At 37.4% G+C, this 18294-nt stretch carries 19 protein-coding genes and 1 pseudogene; 13 read left to right on the top strand and 7 right to left on the bottom strand.

Annotated features, from left to right (window positions below; translation table 11 throughout):
* The first annotated feature begins 21 nt into the window (after window positions 1-21).
* Entirely contained in the window at window positions 22-1143 is a 1122-nt protein-coding gene (locus J7I96_RS22160) for an NADH-dependent flavin oxidoreductase (protein WP_214923781.1), read from the top strand.
* Between the two features lie 548 nt (window positions 1144-1691).
* On the opposite strand, the gene J7I96_RS28140 is transcribed toward J7I96_RS22160, so the two are convergent.
* The 4 genes from J7I96_RS28140 to J7I96_RS22175 all read right to left on the bottom strand — a co-directional run bounded on the left by J7I96_RS28140 (window position 1692) and on the right by J7I96_RS22175 (window position 5063).
* Window positions 1692-1925 carry a hypothetical protein gene (locus tag J7I96_RS28140; protein ID WP_251025426.1) on the bottom strand — a complete coding sequence of 78 codons (234 nt, stop codon included), beginning with the start codon at window positions 1923-1925 and terminating at the stop codon, window positions 1692-1694.
* Window positions 1926-2060: 135 nt separating this feature from the next.
* On the bottom strand, window positions 2061-2510 hold the full coding sequence (locus tag J7I96_RS28145; RefSeq protein ID WP_251025425.1) for a hypothetical protein: 450 nt from the start codon (window positions 2508-2510) through the stop codon (window positions 2061-2063).
* Window positions 2511-3250: 740 nt separating this feature from the next.
* Window positions 3251-3649 carry a DoxX family protein gene (locus tag J7I96_RS22170; protein WP_214773826.1) on the bottom strand — a complete coding sequence of 133 codons (399 nt, stop codon included), beginning with the start codon at window positions 3647-3649 and terminating at the stop codon, window positions 3251-3253.
* A 1240-nt stretch (window positions 3650-4889) separates the two neighbouring features.
* The gene (locus J7I96_RS22175) at window positions 4890-5063 is read right to left on the bottom strand and encodes an aspartyl-phosphate phosphatase Spo0E family protein (protein WP_084737866.1); all 174 of its coding nucleotides are present in this window, start codon (window positions 5061-5063) and stop codon (window positions 4890-4892) included.
* Between the two features lie 246 nt (window positions 5064-5309).
* On the opposite strand from J7I96_RS22175, the gene J7I96_RS22180 reads away from it, so the two are divergent.
* The 8 genes from J7I96_RS22180 to J7I96_RS22215 all read left to right on the top strand — a co-directional run bounded on the left by J7I96_RS22180 (window position 5310) and on the right by J7I96_RS22215 (window position 13709).
* Window positions 5310-6017, top strand: a complete 708-nt coding sequence (locus J7I96_RS22180) for a cytochrome c biogenesis protein CcdA (RefSeq protein WP_214773825.1) — start codon at window positions 5310-5312, stop codon at window positions 6015-6017.
* A 344-nt stretch (window positions 6018-6361) separates the two neighbouring features.
* The gene (locus tag J7I96_RS22185; protein ID WP_214773824.1) at window positions 6362-6838 is read left to right on the top strand and encodes a CcdC family protein; all 477 of its coding nucleotides are present in this window, start codon (window positions 6362-6364) and stop codon (window positions 6836-6838) included.
* 167 nt (window positions 6839-7005) lie between these two features.
* The gene (locus J7I96_RS22190; RefSeq protein WP_214773823.1) at window positions 7006-8061 is read left to right on the top strand and encodes a YeeE/YedE family protein; all 1056 of its coding nucleotides are present in this window, start codon (window positions 7006-7008) and stop codon (window positions 8059-8061) included.
* 41 nt (window positions 8062-8102) lie between these two features.
* Window positions 8103-8330, top strand: a complete 228-nt coding sequence (locus J7I96_RS22195) for a sulfurtransferase TusA family protein (protein WP_034312908.1) — start codon at window positions 8103-8105, stop codon at window positions 8328-8330.
* Window positions 8331-8458: 128 nt separating this feature from the next.
* The gene (locus J7I96_RS22200; protein ID WP_214923783.1) at window positions 8459-8764 is read left to right on the top strand and encodes a DUF3219 family protein; all 306 of its coding nucleotides are present in this window, start codon (window positions 8459-8461) and stop codon (window positions 8762-8764) included.
* 80 nt (window positions 8765-8844) lie between these two features.
* Window positions 8845-9273 (top strand): DUF2621 domain-containing protein, encoded by a 429-nt coding sequence (locus J7I96_RS22205; protein WP_034312903.1) that lies wholly within the window; start codon window positions 8845-8847, stop codon window positions 9271-9273.
* 162 nt (window positions 9274-9435) lie between these two features.
* Window positions 9436-10581 (top strand): exonuclease SbcCD subunit D, encoded by a 1146-nt coding sequence (locus tag J7I96_RS22210; RefSeq protein ID WP_053534621.1) that lies wholly within the window; start codon window positions 9436-9438, stop codon window positions 10579-10581.
* Window positions 10578-13709, top strand: coding sequence for an SbcC/MukB-like Walker B domain-containing protein (locus tag J7I96_RS22215; RefSeq protein WP_214923785.1), 3132 nt, complete (start codon window positions 10578-10580; stop codon window positions 13707-13709). The genes J7I96_RS22210 and J7I96_RS22215 overlap by 4 nt, the downstream gene beginning before the upstream one ends.
* A 67-nt stretch (window positions 13710-13776) precedes the next feature.
* Here J7I96_RS22215 and J7I96_RS22220 read toward each other — a convergent pair whose 3' ends face one another.
* The gene (locus J7I96_RS22220; RefSeq protein ID WP_034312897.1) at window positions 13777-14184 is read right to left on the bottom strand and encodes an Hsp20/alpha crystallin family protein; all 408 of its coding nucleotides are present in this window, start codon (window positions 14182-14184) and stop codon (window positions 13777-13779) included.
* Window positions 14185-14432: 248 nt separating this feature from the next.
* Window positions 14433-14579, bottom strand: a complete 147-nt coding sequence (locus J7I96_RS22225; protein ID WP_214773820.1) for a hypothetical protein — start codon at window positions 14577-14579, stop codon at window positions 14433-14435.
* A gap of 395 nt (window positions 14580-14974) precedes the next feature.
* Here J7I96_RS22225 and J7I96_RS22230 point away from each other — a divergent pair, with 395 nt between their 5' ends.
* From J7I96_RS22230 to J7I96_RS22245, 4 genes are all read left to right on the top strand, one after another.
* Window positions 14975-15463, top strand: coding sequence for an RNA polymerase sigma factor (locus J7I96_RS22230; protein ID WP_214773819.1), 489 nt, complete (start codon window positions 14975-14977; stop codon window positions 15461-15463).
* On the top strand, window positions 15453-16328 hold the full coding sequence (locus J7I96_RS22235) for a zf-HC2 domain-containing protein (RefSeq protein ID WP_214923786.1): 876 nt from the start codon (window positions 15453-15455) through the stop codon (window positions 16326-16328). Before J7I96_RS22230 ends, J7I96_RS22235 begins: the two co-directional genes overlap by 11 nt.
* Window positions 16329-16464: 136 nt before the next feature.
* Window positions 16465-16875, top strand: coding sequence for a hypothetical protein (locus J7I96_RS22240; RefSeq protein WP_214773817.1), 411 nt, complete (start codon window positions 16465-16467; stop codon window positions 16873-16875).
* 150 nt (window positions 16876-17025) lie between these two features.
* Window positions 17026-17388 carry a hypothetical protein gene (locus J7I96_RS22245; protein WP_214773816.1) on the top strand — a complete coding sequence of 121 codons (363 nt, stop codon included), beginning with the start codon at window positions 17026-17028 and terminating at the stop codon, window positions 17386-17388.
* 233 nt (window positions 17389-17621) lie between these two features.
* On the opposite strand, the pseudogene J7I96_RS22250 reads toward J7I96_RS22245, so the two are convergent.
* A pseudogene (locus J7I96_RS22250) lies at window positions 17622-17720 on the bottom strand (transposase); the annotation flags it as partial.
* Window positions 17721-18294: the final 574 nt, after the last annotated feature.

The raw sequence follows: 18294 nt of genomic DNA on the forward strand, positions 1-18294 counted from the left end.
AACTAGATGGAGGATTACTAAATGAATTCTAAATATACACCATTATTCGAATCGTTTAATTTAGGAAAGAAATTAGAAGTGAAAAATCGATTGGTGATGGCACCTATGACAAATTTCTCTTCTAATCCTGACGGGTCTGTAACCGACGCCGAAGTTAACTATTATGAACGTCGGTCAAGCGGGGTCGGCATGGTTATAACGGCATGTACTTACGTGACGGCTAATGGCAAAGGCTTTCACGGGGAATTTGGCGGAGATCAGGATGAATTGATACCTAGTCTAAGTCGTTTGGCATCAGCGATTAAAGCGAAGGGGGCAAAGGCGATTCTCCAGATTTTTCATGGCGGCCGAGAGGTTCCACCTGAATTGGTAAATGGTGATGTTGTCAGTGCAAGCAACATCCCATCGGAAGGTGAAGGGAAAGCCGTTCCACGTCCACTATCTGAAAAGGAAATAGAATCGATCATTCTCGACTTTGGTCAAACCACCAGACGTGCCATTGAAGCGGGATTTGACGGTGTCGAGATTCACGGTGCAAATGGTTACTTGCTACAGCAATTCTTTTCGCCGCATTCGAACCGTCGTGAAGACAAGTGGGGCGGTTCTCTTGAAAAGCGCCTAACTTTTCCATTAGCGGTTGTGGATGAAGTGAAAAAGGCGGTTGCCAACCATGCCAAGGATCCGTTCATCGTAGGTTACCGTTTTTCACCGGAAGAACCGGAAACACCAGGAATCACAATGGATGATACACTTGCATTAATTGATGGGCTTGTAACAAAGGATCTGGATTATCTTCATGTTTCATTAATGGATTTCTGGTCGAAAGCAAGACGGGGAACCGACATTGACCGACCTCGGATAGAGATCATTAAAGAACGTATCGGAGATCAAGTTCCATTAATTGGTGTTGGTTCCATCTATACAGCAGATGATGCGATCAAAGCACTGCAATCGGGGGTTCCGTTAATCGCATTAGGGCGTGAAATCATAATTGATCCTGAATGGGTACAAAAAGTGGAACAAGGCAGGGAAGCTGAAATCGTGACCAAAATAAACAAAGAAAATCAGCAGCAACTTGATATTCCAGACCCATTATGGCAAGCGATCATCCACTCTCCAGGATGGTTTCCGGGGATTGAATAAAAGTTCGTAAAAATACTGATTTGGTTATATAACCCGGTTAAGAAACACATATAAAAGTGTTCTTATCCGGGTTTTTTTATGATTATGCAAGGGGGATTTATATGAGTGAGAATCTAATATGTGGTTTTAAATTGAGTCCGAATGAATACCTGAACATTCTATTTCTAAGCTGATTCGGAAATAAAACAGGGGAAAGTTTAGAATTTTTATTGATTAGCACTTAAGCCTAAACCGCAGATACACTTGGGAATTTTGGTGAGGAAAGGGGCTTTCTATATGGTGAGCGTGGAAAAGGTTAGGAAGGACGCTAAGTAACGCCAAAAGAGCAACCATTAATTAATGGTTGCTCTTCTGGTGTTACCTTCTTTTTAACAGAATAGCTAATATCAAAGATATTTGCAGAGAAATGATAAGTAAAAGAGACAATATAAAATGTTCATCTAAAGATGCATCATAGCTAAAGATAAAAAATAAAATCACTGATATGATTAGAATGAAAATGAAATTAATAATGACTTGCCTCATGGGACCCCCATTCTAACAACAGATCAATAAGACAGCGTCAATGCATATGACCTTGTATCTGTAGCTGTTGTTGGTGTAATAGATAAACCGGCCGGATAAACTGACACAGAAGGTGCACCAGCAATTCTTCTATGACCATACGTTATTTTAATGTTTATTTTACCATTTTTGGATGTGGGAACATATACATATTGTCCGATGTACCCTTTATGCTTGGTTTTACTAGTAGAAGCCCTTATATCAAATGAACCAGCCACTCCAGCACTTGGTTCCCAATTACTTGGAGAATACTTGATTACATAATCAATCCAACGTCCATTTCCTTGTTGATCTTGAGAATATCTGTGCTGGTGTTGTTTTACTTTCCCTCCACTAGTTGGCAGGTACAGTCCTTAACCTGAAGGGAAACCAATCGTCATTTTATCCACTAAAGTAAATGAAGGTGTTTTTAGCCATTGAAAGTTACCGTATATATAAAATTTATCTTCTTTTGAACGATCACTTTTTACTTTATATACAGTTCCCCCCATTTTTAAAGTTGTTGCAGCAATTGATGCAAAAGTGCTGATTTGCCCTGGTTTAGTAACTTCTGAATCAAATATAACCATAAATTTCGATCCAGAATCTATAACTTTAGCCTCCTCTTCAATTAAACGTCTTGAAACTTCAACAGGTAAATCCTCGGATTCTTCTTGAGTATTGCCGACTTCATTTACAAGATAATTCAACTCTTCTGGTGTCAGTCTTTCTTCGCTAACGTTTGTACCATTTTCCTCGGCAAATCCTGTTGCGGCAAGACTAAAAGAAAATAAAAATACTGTCACAAAAGATAAAAACCTCATTTATTTTGCCCCCTTTTTCATTGATCTTTTTATTACTGTATTTTTCTGTTTTCAAGTATTAAGGAATATTCATCGAAGTAAGGTTTATGAGAGAGTAAATGATTATGTCATCAATCGGGGTACTAGAGTCTAAATATCTATCGTTTGTATACTGAAAGCCATAGAAACGAATTGGATTACCATTTATTTCTATTATCTTCAGGATGGGATAGGAGCACTTTAACTGTCTCTGAGGGAATATAAATAACTTAGTTCTATAAAAAATAACGTTTCTGTTGATTCATTGAGGACACACCGGAGATAAAAAAACATGAGGGTATGATCATTGTCATTATTACTGTACTCTACTTTTCCTGATTATGAGTCTTAGTTTTTAGACATGATATTTCAAATTAGGAACTAGTCTTCAAAATCCAAAATTTACCTTTTGGGGGGCATAGAGATAGGATTCAATGGTACTCTATAATTTAATGGCATTATTCCAACTCATTTGTGAATATTACTGTACAGCAGTGATTTCACAGGTAGTTTGCATTTCAATATTGAAACCATCTTATTTAAATATGGGACAACCTATGTTCCTTTTCCTCAATACTATAATCGAAGTATCCTTTACTCGAGTTTTAAGCTTTGATAACCAAAATAAAAAATTCTGAGCAATGGGGAAAAAGAAAAACACGGAGTGGTTATATCCAACTCCGTGTTTTTCATAATATAGGGATTATAAAACTCAAGCTTCCTTAAAATAGAAAGGAATCAATTGAGTATGGGCCAGCTCCGGTTAGCGCAACGCCAATCGCCACTGCAAGAATGGCAAGATTATATTCATAACCGTTTTGAGTTGCCCAGTAGCCATTTGCTCCATGGACTTTAACGATCGCAACGAGCATTGTAAGTGCAATTAATATACCGGCAAAGGGTGTAAGGAGACCTAAAGCAAATAAAGCTCCGCCAATAAGCTCAGATAGACCGGCAAATAGGGCCATGGTAACTCCTGGCTTCATGCCAATCGAATCAAACCAGCCTCCTGTGCCTTTCAATCCATGACCGCCAAACCACCCAAATAATTTTTGAGCTCCATGTCCAACAAACGATAACCCGATCACTATGCGTATAACTAATAAACCAATACCAATCATTTATGATTCCTCCTGGAATTTACTTTCAATTTAGATATATTCAATTCGAGATTTAGTGACAAAAAAACATTATCTTGAATTGAATTATCTTTAATTAAAGATAATATCTTTTGAGCGATTTGTCAAACACATTTTTAATCATTTTAATTTGTATGTTCGTTTAGAAAAAGGAACAAGAAAAGGTGAGGTTTCCTGGATGAATTTAAAAATAAATACATTAGGGAGTAAAACCGTTTCTTTTATTTGTAAGTATCTCTTAAACGAATAGCTCTATAGTCCATTGATTGTCGCAATTAGGGTCTTTAAATGAATGCTATCCTGCTATTTACTTCTGAACATAAATTTCACACTGTTACTCGTGGATTTAGCTGATTACTCGTGAATGAATACGGTCGTTTAACTCTTGGATTTTGCTAATTAACTCGTGAATTCACACTATTACTCGTGAGTTTACAGGGTTTCCTCGTGAATTCGCGCCATTAACTCTGGATTCCACGCATTTACTCGTGAATTCTGCACATTTACCCGTGAATTCGCGCTATTAACTCTGGATTCCACGCATTTACTCGTGAATTCTGCACATTTACCCGTGAATTCACACGATTTACTCGTGAATTCCACGCATTTACTCGTGAATTCTGCGTTTCCTCGTGAATTCGCGCTATTTACTCGTGAATTCACACGATTTACTCGTGAATTCCACGCATTTACTCGTGAATTCTGCATTTACTCGTGAATTCCACGCATTTACTCGTGAATTCCACGCATTTACTCGTGAATTCACACGGTTTACTCGTGATCAATATATATGGAAATCAATTGAGGCCGCCGACTTGGAAGTACAGTTAAAGAATTTAAGTTCCGGCTGCCATTTTTAGATAACCGAAAATACTTCATATGTGGTGTGTAGGGTGCTGCAACGAGGATTAAGTAACGTACACAACCGGGTGTCACACTGGTGTAGGAAGTGGTCCGGACGGTTCTTCCGTCTTAGCTGGATCTTCTGCTGTTCTAGTTTTGACAAACTATGCTCCGACATCCCGATGTTGATATTGCAAAATGATTCATATGCATTATATTAAATGGAAAAACAGGCAGTGCCCATGGCGGTTGCCCGTTTTCTTATATTGCAAAGGTCATGCCTAAGTATCCTAATTGAGAAAGAAGGTAAAAAGGGGAGATTGACAGCAAAATAAATCATATAATAACTTATGTGGTTATCAATGGGAGATGTACTGGATTAAAAATTTGTACCGGTTTTATAAAAAAGTTCATTATATTTATTTAGTAACTGATCAAGTTGCTGGCTATATTCAACGGCAACATGCGAGTTTAAACCATCTTTAGCGACAATTTTGATAAGTTCATTTCTCTTTAATTCAATCTGTTCGAGAAATTCATTCTTTTTAGCCATTATATTTCCTTTCTGGCCCCAACATTTATTTCAAGGTACCCTTAATTTATGTGTTCGTTGTAAAATCTGTATGAATATAACAATTATATCGACTTGGACTAATGAATTCAAATAAGTTAACTTAGCCTGTCGCCCATCCAGTTATAAGCTATTGGTCGTCATGAAATATTCACAGTTCCATAAATGTATTTTTTTATCTTATTTGTTACAATGTTTATAGGTTGACATACATAGGAGTGAGCTTATTTGAATGATATTAATATGTTTTTAGCTTTTGGGGCGGGATTCCTGAGTTTTATTTCTCCATGCTGCTTACCGCTATATCCGGCCTTTTTATCTTATATCACTGGAATGAGTGTTGGCGAAATCAAATCCGAGAACGCCATGCTCCAAAGAAGAAGCATGCTGCATACTTTATTCTTCCTACTTGGGTTTTCGCTGGTATTTATTGCAATAGGTTTTAGCACTTCATACTTAGGCTCTTTTTTCTCGGATTACAAAGAATTAATTCGTCAGATTGGTGCCATCCTGATAATAATTTTTGGTTTATTCATTGTAGGAATCTTTCAGCCGAAATCTTTGATGAAGGACAGTCGTTTTGAATTCAAGAATCGACCTAGCGGATATATAGGTTCCATTCTTATCGGACTGGCCTTCGCGGCTGGATGGACGCCTTGTGCAGGTCCGCTGTTAGGTGCTGTCATTTCCCTGGGGGCAACTAATCCTAGTGCTGCCATGAGCTATATGACTGCCTATATTTTAGGGTTTGCCATACCGTTCTTCATATTATCCTTCTTTGTCGGAAAATTGAAATGGATCAAAAAGTACAGCCAATACATCATGAAGATTGGCGGATATTTAATGATTGTGATGGGTGTGGTTTTGTTTTTTGATTGGATGACCAAAATAATTGAAGTCCTGTCTAGACTATTCGGTGGCTTTACAGGTTTTTAGTCCATAATAAGTTATTTTTTCAATATTATTCTAGTTGAGGCCTGCTATCAGGTCTTATTGTGCCAATTTCGTAGATTTTTGGGTCTTAGGGGCGGAATTGGGCGGTAAGCATTAGAAATTCAATCCTGATTTAAGAAATTATGAAGGGTATTTCAGGGCGCAAGTTTTTATCGTCAAGCCTACAGTCGAGGGCGGGAATTGGAAGCATCATCAAAAGCGGGCTTAATTAATAAACACCTCCTTGTTTATCTTAAATAGGTACTATATACTTTGTTTATAAATTGAAGTCATATATAATTTTTAATGGCACTTACCTATTATTAGTTTAAAGGGATGGTTAAGAGATGATATATATATCAACAGGTATAGCGATTGTGATGGCTATAGGTGTTTTCATATTACGGATGAAGGAAACGGAAAAACCAGTGAATGAAAAGAAAATCATTTTACCGCCACTGTTTATGAGTACCGGTGCCTTGATGTTTATTTTCCCGATGTTCAGGGTCACTCGATACGAATTGTTGGAGGCACTTGTTGCAGGAATGCTATTTTCCATCTTATTGATCAAAACATCTAAATTTGAAGTTAGAGATGAAAAAATTTATATTCTGCGCTCTAAAGCGTTCATATTCATTTTGATTGGTCTCATGGTGATTCGACTGGTGGCAAAGCTGATGCTGGGAAGCACGATTGAAATCGGTGTATTGAGCGGAATGTTTTTCTTACTTGCTTTTGCAATGATCGTTCCGTGGAGAATTGCCATGCTTTATCAATATAAGAAAGTTAAAGCAGCCAGTTTGGGCGGAGGCAGTATGGTTTAATAATTAAAGGAATAATCTAGCAAACCTGAGTCGTTATTCATGATGACTCGGGTTTTTCATTTGCATGGGAACTTCATTAGAAAAAAATCAATCCAAAAACCTAGTAATTTCATCCGGATTATATTATATTAGTATTATTATTATTTTACTTAAGGAGGAAACGGTACATGTTACAAATGATTGTGTTAGGGATTATTTGTGGTTTACTGCTGGGATTTGTGCTTCAAAGAGGCCGTTTCTGTGTTGTGGGTGCATATCGTGATTTGATTTTAGCTAAAGATGGACGGATGTTTTTGGCTACATTTATTGTTATAGCGATACAAAGTATTGGAGTTTATGCATTGAATGATACAGGGGTCATTCAGTTTGGAAATGATGGGTTTCCATGGCTGGGAACCATTGTGGGTGGCTTTATTTTTGGTATTGGTATGGTTCTGGCAGGAGGCTGCGCCACTGGAACATGGTATCGTGCCGGAGAAGGCATGATCGGAAGTTGGGTTGCCCTATTTGGATATATGCTAGGGGCAGCAATGACGAAATATGGTGTATGGAAAGTGGCAGGGGATAATCTGTTATCTTATCGTACAAAAGATACGTATATTCAGGAAACGTTAAATGTTTCGCCTTGGGTGCTTGTTATTATTGTGATACTCTTGGTTGGCATATTGGTGATTCGTGAATTGAGAAAACCGAAACTACCAATTTTTAAAATGAAACCGAAAAAAACGGGATTGGCCCACATCTTATTCGAGAAACGCTGGCATCCTTTTGTGACAGCATTATTGGTCGGCCTTATTGCAATCATGGCTTGGCCGCTGAGTGCAATGACAGGGAGGATGTTCGGACTTGGAATTACAGCGCCTTCCGCGAACATTTTAACTTTCCTTATCACTGGAGATGATGCGTTAATCGATTGGGGAACGTTTTTAGTGGTAGGCATTTTCTTAGGTTCTTTCATTGCTGCCAAAGGGAGCGGTGAATTTCGTTGGCGTTTGCCTGATATGAAAACGTTACGTAATAATGCAATTGGCGGTGTAACCATGGGATTCGGTGCAAGTGTTGCCGGGGGATGCACAATCGGAAATGGCCTGGTGAACTCGGCGTTATTTGCTTGGCAAGGTTGGATTGCGATTGTCTTTTTCCTGCTGGGTACATGGGTAGCAACATATTTCACGATCATCCGTAAGCAAAAGCAGGCAGCCGCCGCGTCCAAAGCGGCTTAAGATACGAGTCAAAAACTTTTTAATCAAGGAGTGGAATATAAATGGCAAAGGTACTGGAGACGACTGGAATGGTATGTCCATTTCCTTTAGTGGAAGCAAAAGAAGCGATCGCGGACATGGCAAAAGGTGAGGAATTGATCATTAATTTCGATTGCACACAAGCAACGGAAAGCATTCCGCGTTGGGCTGCTACAGAAGGTCATGAAATCACCGAGTTCGAGCAAATCGATGACGCTAAATGGCGTATAATCGTTAAAAAGGGAAAGTAAATTTATCTGAAGAAAACGTGCTCAGGTTTCCTTTGCACGTTTTTTCGTTTTTTCAAGGTTGAATAATTGGCGCTGAAAGTTTCTAGTGATAACATGTCTTTAACCACTTTATTAAGGAGATGTTGATAATGTTTGACGAGGTCCTTTTAAACGATGTTCCGCTTCAAGTTACGGATTTTCTTTCTGAAACTGTAAAGGACTCTGAAGGTAAGGAAATCAGAAAAGTCAGTTTCAATTTCAAGGTCACACATAGTGAATATCATGATATTACTACACTTCTTTATCAGATGGTTTTTGATTTGAAGATTCCACAGTCAAACGAGGAGTTTCGTGCAGAGATTTTTAATTATGCAACTTCGGTCACGAATCTATATGAAGAAAATGCGGTAGGGGATTTTTCACTCGTCTTGCTGGAAGTGAGCGGTCAGGAATGATTGCATTTCCAGTCTTGTAAAGATATGGGTTACTGTCTATAATAATAGTGACGATCAATCTATACATATGAGGTGGTACTTTGCTTAGCGGATGGTTTTTATGGTTCATTCTATTTTGGGTAGCCCTTTTAATTATATTGATGAGCATAGGTGGCTTTTTCATGTTTCGAAAGTTTCTGAAAAGATTTCCAAAAGAAGATGGGAAATCCGATATGGATTGGGAAGAATACTATTTGGATCAAACAAAGCACTTATGGTCAAAGCAGCAAAAGGAATTACTGGAAGATTTAGTGAGTCCTGTGCCAGAACTTTTTCGTGATGTTGCCCGTCATAAGATTGCGGGAAAAATCGGGGAGTTGGCGCTAAAGGAAAAAGCGGGCGATATTACGGAAGATTTAGTGATACGCGGCTATATCATTGCCACACCAAAGCGGGACCATAAATTTTTGCAAAAAAAATTAGCTGAAAGAAAGGTGAATATGGGTCCATATGAACATTTATTCAGCTAATGATGAAAAAAGCAGACTCTTTTAGAGGATGCTTTTTTTATTTTACATCATGCAAAAGAATGGGGCAGTGTGGTAAAAATTAGAACGTTTGTACCCAAACCATGCTATTCGTTAAATTTTTGATATAATAATAGTAAGTAAAATTTAGGACGGAGTGAAACTATGAAATTTATCCATACGGCTGATTGGCATTTAGGTAAAATCGTTCACGGGGTGCATATGACAGATGACCAAAGGCATGCACTCTTGCAATTCATAGAAATTGTCGAAGAGGAAAAACCGGATGCCGTGGTGATTGCCGGTGATTTATATGATCGTTCCGTGCCTCCGACTGAAGCAGTGGAGCTTCTTGATGAAATCCTTTATACGATTAATGTGAAAATGAATACACCGATCGTTGCGATATCGGGAAACCATGATTCTGCGGAAAGACTCGCATTCGGTTCATCGTGGTATCGTCATAGTCAGTTATACATTCATGGGAAATTGACAAAAACATGTGAGCCGGTTCGCATCAAGGGCGTGAACTTTTATTGTGTTCCTTATGCAGAACCTGGGACGGTCCGCCATCTTTTTGAAGATGATAGCATTCATTCCCATCAAGAAGCGATGAAGCGGATAACCGGAACGATAGCCGAGAATTTCAATAGTGATGAGCCAAATGTCTTTGTAGGACATGCTTTTGTATTAGGCGGAAAAACGAGCGATTCGGAAAGGGTCTTGTCGGTAGGTGGTTCTGGCTGTGTCTCATCCGACTTATTCGATGCGTTCGATTATACGGCACTTGGGCATTTACATAGCCCAGACGCGATACGTCATCCTAAGGTGTTTTACTCTGGATCACTATTAAAATACTCTTTTTCCGAGGCCAAGCAGAATAAATCGCTTTCCATCGTCGATATGCAAGAAGATGGAAGTTTCAATATACGCTATCGTTCTTTGACACCCAAATTCGATATGAGGGAAATATCCGGGGTTATGGAAGAGTTGCTTGATCCCGCTTTCTATCAATCGCAAAAAAGGGATGACTATTTGAAAATAACACTAAATGATGAGGGTGCACTCATCGATCCCATTAACCGCTTGCGTCAGATTTATCCGAACGTACTTCATCTGGAGCGAAAATGGGATTTGACCGACCTTAGGAGGAAAAATTCCTTCACTTCCGTTAAAGATGAACGGAAATCAGAATTGGACCTGTTTGAAACGTTTTATCAAGAAATGACTGATAGGGACTTTGATTCACAAAAGCAGGATTTGATGGTTTCGGTAATTGAAGCTGTTAAGAAAGAGGAGGCTTTGAAATGAGACCGGATATTTTAACGATGCAGGCATTCGGACCATATGCAGGAAGGGAAACCATTGACTTTAATTCCCTTGGGGAACGGACCATGTTTGTCATCTCTGGAAAGACAGGCGCAGGGAAAACAACGATATTTGATGGGATTAGTTTTGCAATATATGGAAAAGCCAGCGGTGAAGATCGGAGCGGGCAAGATTTACGAAGTCAGTTTGCCGAAGATGACATGTTGACTGAAGTCTCGTTACAATTTACCTTGCGTGGAAAAACGTATTTGGTGATCCGGTCGCCACAACAGGAACGGAAGAAAAAAGCAGGTGAAGGAACAACTACTGTTGGAGCAAAGGCTGAATTATATAAGTTATTGCCTGAAGGGAAAAAATTGCTGGGTGCAAATATCCGGGAAGTTGATGAAAAAATAAAGGTACTCATTGGACTTGATGCGAACCAATTCCGGCAAATCCTGATGATTCCACAAAATGAATTCCGAAAACTGTTAACTTCCGACAGCAAGGATAAAGAACAGATTCTCCAGAAATTATTTCATACAGAACTTTATAAACGAATAGAAGAAAAATTAAAAGAAGAGGCTTCCATCCTAAGAAAGCAAAGCGAAAAAAGTGCTCAGCGGCGAATTGAATTGATGAAAGGCATCCATCCTGGAAATCATGAAGAGCTGCAGGCGCAATTGCAAGGGGAAGAGCCTAATGAACAGCAGGTTTTACCGTTGTTACAGGAAGTCATTGTACAAGCAACAGAAAAAAATGAATATATAAATAACCAAATACAGGAAAAGCAAAAAGCTCGTGATCAAGTAAATCAAGAGCTTTCAAAAGCTGTCGATTTATTAAATCGATTTTCGGAAAAAGAAAAACTTCGAAAAGAAAAAGAGGCCCTTGAAGCAAAGCTGCCAGAAATGGAACTAGTGAAAGTCCAAATTAAAATGGCACACAAAGCGGCTTCACTTGAAAAGCAGGAACAATACTATTTGCGAATTGGCAAACAAGTGCAAGATGCGAAAACCGAACTTCAAAAGTTAAGTGAGCAGTCCGAGAAGTTACGAACTGAGCGCATTGAGAAGCAGGATTCCTATGATAAGGAAATGTTGAAGGAAAATGAAAGAGAGCAGGCAGTCCGAGCTGTTCATCAGCTTGAGCAGGTAAAAGAGGCTGTCATGACTTTTGCAAGCTTAAAAGCACAGGTTACCTTAGATGAAAAAGAGTGGCAAACTTGTAAACGACTTCGTGAAAAAACTGTTTCGGAACATCTGTCGGTCGAAGCGGAAGCTGAGAAAGTCGCTCAAGAAAAAACAGAAGCGGAAAAAGCGGCTGTTCTTTATCGTGATCAGGAAATTGAAGCAGAAAGAAATCATTCATCTTTATCGAAAATTAAAAAGCTACAAGAAGTTCTTTATGAAATCCAGAATACGAAACGAGTGCTGGATGAAAAGAATAATCGGTTCCAGGAGTTACAAAGAATACAAATTCAGGAGAAGGAAAAACTGGAAACCCTGAACCGAAACTGGCGATCAGGCCAAGCGGGTATGCTTGCTTCCATGCTGCACTCTGGAGAAAATTGTCCTGTGTGCGGTTCTCAAAGTCATCCAAAACCAGCACAGATGCATGAGCATATGCCGACGGATTTGGAGCTGAAAGAGCAAGAAAACAAGCTGAAAACGGCGGAACAACAAAAAAGCCAAGCTGAAAGTGAATATTATCAAGCGAAATCCAAATATGACGCACTGTTAGAGTCTTCACAAGAGAAGCTAAGTGACTTACAAAATGACATGCCGGAGTTTAGGGATGAAGATATTGATGAGCATTTGCTGCAGTTTGTACAAAAAGGAAAAGTGCTGCAAGAACAGCTAAAAGAATTGATGCGGAAAAAGTCAGTATTAAATGATCTGGAAAAAAGGTTGCTGGATTTAAAAGAGAAAGCATCCGAGCTAAAGGAAAATCTGATCTCTTTAGAGAGAAAAGAGGACCAAGGGAAAACCAGGTATATTGAAAACTCTACAAAACTAACAGGATTAACCGATTCCCTGCCTGACGGAATACGGACAGAGGAAGAATATACTGCAGCTTATCGAATGGCTGTAAATACACAGAAACGCTTACAGTCGGCTTTGGAAGATGCACAAAAAAACCTTCAACTGGTGAAGGAAAGAGAATCCGCCATCAGTGCAAAAAAAGAATCCCTAAGTGGAAATATCGAGGCTTTAAATACAGAATTGAAAGAGGAGCGGGAAAAGTTAATTGCGGATATGACCAATCAAGGTTTTTCCAATTATAAAGAATATACGGCAGCAAAAATATCGGAAGCTGCTCTTGGAAATTTGGAGGACCAAGTTCAGAAGTATAATCAAAATTGGCAAAGTGTTTTAAGTCTGTTTCATGATTTGGAAATGAAATTAAAAGATGTGACCAAACCGGATCTTGAAGGATTGAAAAAGACTTTCGATTTCATCGATGAAGAATTGGAGTCGTTACGCCAAAAACAGAATGAATTGCAGGCTGAAAAACGGACTAACGAAGAAGTCCAAAGGAAATTGGCGCAAATTAGGGAAGAACAGAAAAGTTTGGATGAAAGGTACAGTATCGTCGGTCATCTGTCTGAGATTTCCAAGGGTCAAAACTCCTTTAAAATAACTTTTGAACGTTATGTACTGGCAGCCTTTTTAGATGATATCTTAAAAGAAGCCAATTCAAGGCTGCTGAAAATGACAAGCGGAAGATATCAGTTATTGCGAAAGCTTGATCCTACACGAAGGAATATCCAGAGCGGTCTGGAGTTATCGGTGTATGATCAATATACAGGGCAAGAGAGGCATGTCAAAACCCTTTCGGGAGGAGAGAGCTTTAAGGCTTCCCTTGCACTTGCCTTGGGTCTTGCGGATGTTGTCCAGCAGAATGCTGGCGGAATTTCACTCGAAACGATGTTCATCGATGAAGGTTTCGGTACGCTCGACCCTGAATCCCTTGATCATGCGATTGAAGCATTAATGGATATACAAAGCACTGGAAGATTGGTAGGGATAATTTCCCATGTGCCGGAATTGAAAGAAAGAATCGATGCACAGCTTCAAGTTTTTTCGACACAAAATGGAAGTCGGACGTCCTTTTATTTTGCTGGATAATCAAGAAAAAAGAATGGCTAAGGGGGAAGTGGTCCCCTAGGCCATTCTTTTTATTTTTATGAACGAACTACTCAATGTTAATATCTTCAGCTGTTTTTCCGGGGGAAAACTTATGGATGCGAATCACCAAAATCGGATTCGAGAATTCAGCGGTAATTCTGCGTGAGCAAATCGAAAAGGGGAAAGGGATTTTTCTCTGTGTGGGTAGCTTATCTTCTTTTTTTTCAAGAAATGGCTTATGAGTATCGTCAACGATGATCGATAGCTCATTATCACTTAGGCATACTTTAATATCTTTCACATCATGATCTTCCAAAACCGCTTCCACCATATACTCATCGTCACTTTCGTATATATCAATTGAAAAAAGTTGATGATCCAACGCACAAGTTTCCGGATCCAGAAAAAAACTTTTTACCCATTCATCAAACTTTTCAACCTCAGTCATTTGCGATCCATGTTGATTGTCTTGCATGTTGATACCCCCGGTTTTCCTTTGAGGTATTATATGAAGGAGCATGAAGAATGGTGATTGAAAAAGTGGTTAAAAAATGTAAAAATCAACCAAAGCAAAGGGACGATGTGTATGCGGGTATTAAAAAGCAGAACAAGTTATAAAAGAAAGGGTCATAAGTCCTTCTAAAAGAGTGGATTTTTTAGAAGGATTGTAACTTTATAAGTACAAATAAGGCTTATAAAGCATGTAACTTCTTAAACTAAAGGTTATCTCAACTCATCCCAATATAAAAAGACATACTCTGGTTCATGCTCTTTTTTCAACTCATCAACACTTGCTATTATTTCTAAAGTTTTCTTTTTATTCGTACGTAAAGTATTATTAGCGTTCTGTTTTAAACCCTTTTCATCCATGATATACACTCTCCTTTTTAGCATAGTTTGTGTCCTGCCCCTCTTCTTATTCTTGTTTTTGCAAGGAATGTAATCAGTTGAAATATTCAAAATAAAAGAAGGAAAATGGAATGTATTATGAAAATCAGCTTACATAGTTCACTCTAATATATATCTTATGCTGCTTTGTTCATTTCACACGTGCAAATAGAGGCTAAAGGAAACAAAAGATTTTTGTTTGTATAAGAGAACATATTATGAAACATTTCACTTAAAGTAACGGGGCAGGTTAGTTATGTTGAATTAAATGCTTAAGCCGCCATTTTGTTTGGCGGTTTTCTGTTGCCAATAAAAATAAATATTTTTTGTAACAAAATTGACTTGAATCGGATATATAGACGAAAGGAGGAAAAGGCTTGGGAGAACTAGATGAAATTTATAGCAATTATGCTAAAGAAGTTTTTAAATATCTAATGTGTCTTTGTCACAACCCAGATTTATCAGAAGAACTAACACAAGAAACCTTCTATCAAGCTGTAAAATCCATTGATAGATATATTGGTGAATGTAAAATGTCAGTTTGGCTTTGTCAAATAGCGAAGCACTCCTATTATAAGCATCTTGAACGTAATAAGAAACAACAAAGACATATGCTTCAAGATGCCGCAATACATACTTCTCCTGAAGTTGAACTTATTTATTCGGAAGACAAAATTGCCCTATACCGAATAATACACTTACTTGAAGAACCATATAAAGAGGTTTTACTTTTGAGAATCTTAGGTGGTCTTAGTTTCAAAGAAATAGGAGAAATTCAGATGAAAAATGAAAACTGGGCAAGAGTTACTTTTTATAGGGCTAAGATGAAATTAAGGGAAAGGGGTAAGGATAACAATGGACAATAAATGCAATATAGTGAGAGATTTACTCCCATCTTATATCGATCATTTGTGCAGCCAAGATAGTAATCATTTTATTGAGGAACATATGAACTCGTGTGAAAAATGTAGAGAATTATTAGAGAGTATGAAAAATGATGTTGATTTTTCCGATGAGATAGATGAAGTGTATAAAGTTGAAGTAAAGAGACCATTCCAAAAAGTATCCAGCTTCTTCAACGTTCAAAAGAAACTGACGAATTATTTACTTCTAGCAACACTTTTCTCCTTGCTGTTTGGATTCATTTTTCTAATTCATTCGATAATAAAGTTTAGTGAAATTAAAGCAGAAATAACTAAGTTAGAAGTAGTAGAACAAGAAAAAGAAGCCATTATGGATGATGTATTACATATTCTTGGAGCCTCAACAGAAGTGACTGAAAAAGAAGAAAAACAACTTCTTACCATTTTTAATAAGTATAATAAAAAACTTAATTTGTTAGCTGTTTTTCCAGCAGCAGATATAGAAGATTGGTTACAAGAAAATGCTTCTGTAAAACAGAAACCTACAACAATCTATCCTATTGAGTACAATAAAGCTGCCATCGTCATTGGGAACGAGGGGATACTTAGGAAGAATGTGCCTATTACCCCTAGTGGTTACGATTTAGGAACTGTTGTGATGGCGAATAATCGATGGATCATTCAATATGAATATAAAAGTTCGTACGAACAGACTATTGAGAGACATCACCAATTAACCTATTACGGACCAAGCACTTGGAGTATTTTTCAGGCACCGATATTATTATTTACTTTATTTAGTGTTCTTTTGATATTTTGGCTATTCTTAAAAAGACAAAATAAACGTCTTAAAGATGTAATGGGATAATATATTTACAGTTCTTATTTTACTAAGAGCTAGTTCTTCAACTAACGGGTGGTCAGAGCTGTCTTTAAGGCAGCTCTTTCTTATGCAACTATAGGGGCAGAACAGTTTAAGAAGAAATAATAAGGAGTGAGTGGAAATGAGTTTGGCTTCCTACATTGGCTGTAATATAGAAATACCGATTAATGATGATGAATATTCAGATGATTCTTTTTATATTGGCAGTTGTTTTGCGGGTGAGTATGACCTGCTAAATGTAAAGAAATATCAGTTTACTACTCCTTATGTTTATGAAGTATCAAGTCATTGGGGAATTGAGATTACAGAATATACGAACCCAAAATCGTGTGTCGAATCAAAAAAGAAGCTAATAGAACTATGTGAATTTATGGACAGTTACCTTGAAAAAGGCGGTTTTTTTGAACTGTATAGTTGTTGGGTAGGAGAAGAAGCTGAAAAGCGAGAGGGTGAGATAACTTTCCAAATCAATAACTTTGATATTGACCAGATTGAAATATCCGAAAAAACGTTAGTTAGATTTGAAAAATGAAGTTTTCTTCTTCAAGTAACGGGTAGCCAGTGTTGAAGATACCAGAGAATAGGATTTAATACAGATTAATTTTTGAGGAGTCCTTCATTTGTGAGAGGCAGTTTTTAAATTTGAAGCAGGAATATTGTCAATCCTAGGAGAATATTCTAATTGGCAAATGATAATGAAAAAAATTTAATGAAGGTTAAAAAGGTCTTTGATAAACTTGGTGTAGAAGATGCTAAAGAAATAGTTGATATAGAAATGTTTGAAGGATTTATAGAGAATTTACCTAAGCTACCTGTGGAAGCTTTAGAAAGTTTGGATAGTAAAATTCCAAACTTTACGGAGCTATCTAAGATGTATCTCGATAATTTAAATCATTCATATGATAAATTAATGAATGATCTAATAGAGGAAAAAAAGAATCTTTATTCGATGATACAAAAAGGAGATTTGTCAGATAGTGATAAGGCTTTTGTGCTGAGTGAAATTAGAGAAATAAGAAGGACTATGCTTATAAAGGATACATAATATAAAATTCAAAATAATAAAGTATTTAAAATAGGTGTAGCAGCTCTTACTATTACAGTGGCAGCAGTTGCAGGCAATAAGATGAAGAAATAAATATCAAAAAAACACTCATATAGAGTGTTTTTTATTTTGGAGAAAACAGGGATGTTAAATATGTTTTAGATATTATTGATATTACTTATTGCATTGTTCGGGTTAGGGTTAATGAGTTATGACATTAAAGGGAAGAGAATAAGTCTGCTCGAACCTCTTTTCGTAAAACGATTAATGGTTGCCGTAAACTTACCTGATGAGTGAACACTTGAATCTACTCCAGCGAAGGCAACCAGTTTGTATGAATAAGTTGCTTCATTGGATTACGTTTTATTTAATAAGAAAAGAAGCATTCCTAGATTTATCCTGATTAACGGTTTTATGAAACAGAGAAAAATCCTTCCAAAAAGGGTTTTGGAGGGTTATTTGTCATGAACAAAAATAGTATACTCATAAGGGAAATGAAAATTTTAGAGAAAGATATTGACATCCTATTAGCTGGTTTAGTTGATTAAGGAACATTAAAATGATCAATCTTTTTTATAAAAGAATAATCCAATTAAATAGTATAAGGTCATGTTTAGATAAAATCTTCAGTTTAGTGCGTCCCAGTTGATTAATTTAATGATGAAACACGTAGGGTGTTTTTTTTGTATTCACTAACAAGATGGTTTCAAGAGGTAAGTGTTATTAGAGCTTCTTATTTTACGGATTAAATGTTGACACTAAAGAAAAATAGCAGTATGATAATGAAGTCGCCTAATTAATGAGCGATTTTAAAAAAGAAACACTTCGTAGAAGTTGACAACTATTCAACGTTATGTTAAGATGAATTAGTTGAAAGAAACCTACAACAAATTGCTCTTTGAAAAC

The organism is Bacillus sp. ISL-78 (assembly GCF_018613455.1).
Taxonomy (GTDB): Bacteria; Bacillota; Bacilli; order Bacillales; family DSM-1321; genus Peribacillus; species Peribacillus frigoritolerans.

Coding starts and splice junctions, on each gene's coding strand:
- J7I96_RS22160 (WP_214923781.1), top strand. CDS start 22: ATGAATTCTAAATATACACCATTATTCGAATCGTTTAATTTAGGAAAG.
- J7I96_RS28145 (WP_251025425.1), bottom strand. CDS start 2,510: ATGAGGTTTTTATCTTTTGTGACAGTATTTTTATTTTCTTTTAGTCTT.
- J7I96_RS22170 (WP_214773826.1), bottom strand. CDS start 3,649: ATGATTGGTATTGGTTTATTAGTTATACGCATAGTGATCGGGTTATCG.
- J7I96_RS22175 (WP_084737866.1), bottom strand. CDS start 5,063: ATGGCTAAAAAGAATGAATTTCTCGAACAGATTGAATTAAAGAGAAAT.
- J7I96_RS22185 (WP_214773824.1), top strand. CDS start 6,362: ATGATATATATATCAACAGGTATAGCGATTGTGATGGCTATAGGTGTT.
- J7I96_RS22190 (WP_214773823.1), top strand. CDS start 7,006: ATGTTACAAATGATTGTGTTAGGGATTATTTGTGGTTTACTGCTGGGA.
- J7I96_RS22195 (WP_034312908.1), top strand. CDS start 8,103: ATGGCAAAGGTACTGGAGACGACTGGAATGGTATGTCCATTTCCTTTA.
- J7I96_RS22200 (WP_214923783.1), top strand. CDS start 8,459: ATGTTTGACGAGGTCCTTTTAAACGATGTTCCGCTTCAAGTTACGGAT.
- J7I96_RS22210 (WP_053534621.1), top strand. CDS start 9,436: ATGAAATTTATCCATACGGCTGATTGGCATTTAGGTAAAATCGTTCAC.
- J7I96_RS22215 (WP_214923785.1), top strand. CDS start 10,578: ATGAGACCGGATATTTTAACGATGCAGGCATTCGGACCATATGCAGGA.
- J7I96_RS22220 (WP_034312897.1), bottom strand. CDS start 14,184: ATGCAAGACAATCAACATGGATCGCAAATGACTGAGGTTGAAAAGTTT.
- J7I96_RS22225 (WP_214773820.1), bottom strand. CDS start 14,579: ATGGATGAAAAGGGTTTAAAACAGAACGCTAATAATACTTTACGTACG.
- J7I96_RS22235 (WP_214923786.1), top strand. CDS start 15,453: ATGGACAATAAATGCAATATAGTGAGAGATTTACTCCCATCTTATATC.
- J7I96_RS22240 (WP_214773817.1), top strand. CDS start 16,465: ATGAGTTTGGCTTCCTACATTGGCTGTAATATAGAAATACCGATTAAT.